Below are 3,259 nucleotides of genomic sequence, written 5' to 3' on the forward strand. Positions count from 1 at the left end.
CGTCATGTGCGGGTACAGCGCGTAGTTCTGGAACACCATCGCGACATTGCGCTCGCGCGACGGCAGGTCGTTGACGACCGCGTCGCCGATCACGAGCTCGCCGCCGGTGATCGCCTCGAGGCCCGCGCTCATCCGCAGCATCGTCGACTTGCCGCAGCCTGACGGGCCGAGCAGCACGATGCATCCACCGTCTGCGATCCCCAGGTCGAGCCGGTGCCGCCCGGCAGGGCCGCCGCAGGCCGAACGCGATGTTGTCGTACACCGTCATGTGCGGGTACAGCGCGTAGTTCTGGAACACCATCGCGACATTGCGCTCGCGCGACGGCAGGTCGTTGACGACCGCGTCGCCGATCACGAGCTCGCCGCCGGTGATCGCCTCGAGGCCCGCGATCATCCGCAGCATCGTCGACTTGCCGCAGCCGGACGGGCCGAGCAGCACGATGAATTCGCCGTCGGCGATCTCGAGGTCGAGCGGGTGCAGCACGGCGGGGCCGCCGTCGTAGTGCTTCGACAAAGCCTTGCAGGTGATCTGGGCCATGGCTCAATCCATTTCGATCTGAATCTTGACGTCGCGCGGGTGGCCGCTCGCCGCTTCCTCGAATGCGCGCACGCCTTCGGAAAACGGGAACGTGCGCGAGATGAACGGCTTCACGTCGATCGCGCCGGACGCGATCAGCGCGAGCGCGCGCGGAAAGATGTTCGCGTAGCGGAACACCGATTCGATGCGGCCTTCCTTCGCTTGCAGCGCGACCACGTCGAGCGGCACCGGGGCGACCGGCATCCCGATCAGCACCGCGCAGCCGCCCGGGCACATCAGGTCGACGAGGCCCGCGTACGCGTTCGCGCTGCCACTGGCTTCGAACACGACGTCCGCGCCCCAGCCGTCCGTGGCCTGGGCCACCACGTCGGCGAGCGGCTGCGTGCGTACATCGACGGTGGTGACGGCCGGGTTGTCGGCGAACAGCGCGAGCTTGTCGGGCACGACGTCGGCGAGGATCACGCGCGCGGCGCCGCCGGCGAGCGCGGCAAGCGCCGTCATCGCGCCGATCGTGCCGGCGCCGATCACGACCGCGAGGTCGCCCGGCTTCATCGCCGCCTTCTTCGCGGCCTGCAGGCCGATCGACAGAGGCTCGACGATCGCGCCTTCGGCGAACGACACGGTGTCGGGCAGCCGGTACGTGAACGCGGCCGGATGCACGACGTACGGCGTCAGGCAGCCGTGGATGGGAGGCGTCGCCCAGAAGCGCACGTCGGGATCGAGGTTGTAGAGCCCGCGCAGCGTCGCGGGCGAATCGAAGCGCGGCACGCCGGGCTCCATGCACACGCGGTCGCCGACCCGCAGGTGCGTGACGCCGGCGCCTGTTTCAACGACGATGCCGGACGCCTCGTGGCCGAGCACCATCGGCGCGTCGACGCGGAACGGGCCGATCCCGCCGTGGACGTAGTAATGCACGTCGCTGCCGCACACGCCGACCGTATGCACCTTGATCCGGACGTCGCCGGGGCCGACTTCCTGCGGCAAGTCGATGTCGCGCAGCGCGAGCTCGCGCGTGCGTTCGAGTACGAGCGCTTTCAACACATCCTCCTTATTTTCCCTTGACCATCGAATTGAGCAGGCGGCTCAGCATGCCGACGAACACGAGCGGCGGCAGCGCGAGCAGCACCGTCGACGCGTTGATCACGCCCCACGGCACTTCCTGGCCGAGCGACGTGAACGCGGACGCGACCACCGGCAGCGTTGCGCTGCGCGACGACGTCAGCGCGAGCGCGATCATTAGTTCGTTCCAGACCAGCACGAAGCTGAACACGATGCCGCCAAGCAGCGTGCTCGCGCACACCGGCAGCGCGATGTGCCAGAACACCGCATACGGGCCGTAGCCGTCGAGCGCGGCGGCTTCCTCGATCTCGCGCGGCAGCCGGCGGAACACGGGGATCGACAGCCACGTGATGGTCGACAACGTGACGAGCAGGTACGTGACGATCATCGACAGCTTCGTGTCGTACAGCCCGAGATCGACCCAGATCGCGATCAGCGGCAGCGCGACCGCGACCGGCGGCAGGAAGCGCAGCGACAGCAGGAAGAACTGGATGTCGCGCTTGCCGCGCACGGGATAGCGGGCGATCGCATACGCGGCCGGCACGCCGAGCACCGCGCCGATCAGCACGGCCGCGCCGACGATCGCGATGCTGTTGCCGAGCCCGATCAGCACCTCGGGGCTCGACAGCACCTGCTCGTAGTTCGCGAGCGTCGGCGTGAAGATGAAGCGCGGCGTGGGCGTGACGATGTCGAGCAGGTGCTTGAGCGAATTGAGCACGGCCCAGAACAGCGGGAACGCGGCGACGAGCAGGATCGCGCCGGCGATCACTGCGGTCGACAGGTTCGAAACGGTCGCGGCGGCGCCGCGGCGGGCCATCAGTCGTCCCATTTGTTGACCCTCTTCCAGATGAGCGTGAAGACGAGCGTGGTCGCGATCATCATCAGCACGGCCATGCTCGACGCATAGGACACCTTGCCGGCGAGGCCGATGCCCTGCTGGTACGCGTACAGGTCGAGCGTTTCGGTCGCGATGCCGGGGCCGCCCTTGGTCATCACGTAGATCAGGTCGAACGAGCGCAGCGATTCGACCATCTTGATGAACACGAGGCTCACGAGCGGCGCCTTCAGCATCGGCAGCGCGATGTACGCATGCACCTGCCACGTCGTCGCGTAGTCGAGCCGCGCGGCTTCGAGCGGCTCGGGCGGCAGCGTCTCCAGCAGCTTCAGGATCACGACCGCGAAGAACAGCCCCCATTGCCACACGTCGACGAGCGCGACCGCGTACAGCGCGAGATGCGGATCGGCGAGGAACGCGGTGTTCTCGATACCGAGGATGCCGAGCAGCCAGCTCAGGACGCCGGTGAGCGGCGCGTACATGAACTTCCAGATGAACGCGGCCGACACGCGCGGCAGCAGCACCGGCATGATCAGCACCAGCGATGCGAAGCGGCGCCAGCGGCCGTGCACGCGCTCGAACAGGAACACGGCCAGCGCGATCCCGACCAGCACCGCGCCGGCCACCGTGACGACTTCCCACAGCACCGACACTTCGATCGCGTTCAGGAAACGCCGGTCGGATGCGAGCCGGATGAAGTTGCGCAGGCCGACGTATTCGCTGTCCGGGTAGCGCAGCACGCGGTTGCGCAGCGCGAGGTTGATCGCGGCGACGGTCGGGACGAGGCTCAGGACCGCGAGCAGCGCGAGCGTCGGCGCGAGGAACAC

Annotated in this window: 4 protein-coding genes and 1 pseudogene; all 5 read right to left on the reverse strand. The window is 68.1% G+C overall.

Features of this window, described 5'->3' with window-relative positions; all coding sequences use genetic code 11:
• A partial coding sequence (locus G3N93_RS36870) for an ATP-binding cassette domain-containing protein (RefSeq protein WP_374196544.1) occupies window positions 1–177 on the reverse strand: 177 nt, incomplete at its 3' end.
• Between the two features lie 22 nt (window positions 178–199).
• Window positions 200–538 (reverse strand): annotated as a pseudogene (locus G3N93_RS36875) (ATP-binding cassette domain-containing protein); the annotation flags it as partial.
• Window positions 539–541: 3 nt separating this feature from the next.
• A complete protein-coding gene (locus G3N93_RS36880) occupies window positions 542–1,576 on the reverse strand; it encodes an NAD(P)-dependent alcohol dehydrogenase (protein WP_174939568.1) in 1,035 nt (344 codons plus the stop codon).
• A gap of 10 nt (window positions 1,577–1,586) precedes the next feature.
• Entirely contained in the window at window positions 1,587–2,426 is an 840-nt protein-coding gene (locus G3N93_RS36885) for a carbohydrate ABC transporter permease (protein ID WP_174939570.1), read from the reverse strand.
• A partial coding sequence (locus G3N93_RS36890; RefSeq protein WP_206135233.1) for a carbohydrate ABC transporter permease occupies window positions 2,414–3,259 on the reverse strand: 846 nt, incomplete at its 5' end. The genes G3N93_RS36890 and G3N93_RS36885, both read right to left, overlap by 13 nt.

Origin of the sequence: Burkholderia sp. Se-20378 (assembly GCF_017104665.1) — a bacterium.
Lineage (GTDB): Bacteria > Pseudomonadota > Gammaproteobacteria > Burkholderiales > Burkholderiaceae > Burkholderia > Burkholderia lata.

Coding starts and splice junctions, on each gene's coding strand:
- G3N93_RS36885 (WP_174939570.1), bottom strand. CDS start 2,426: ATGGGACGACTGATGGCCCGCCGCGGCGCCGCCGCGACCGTTTCGAAC.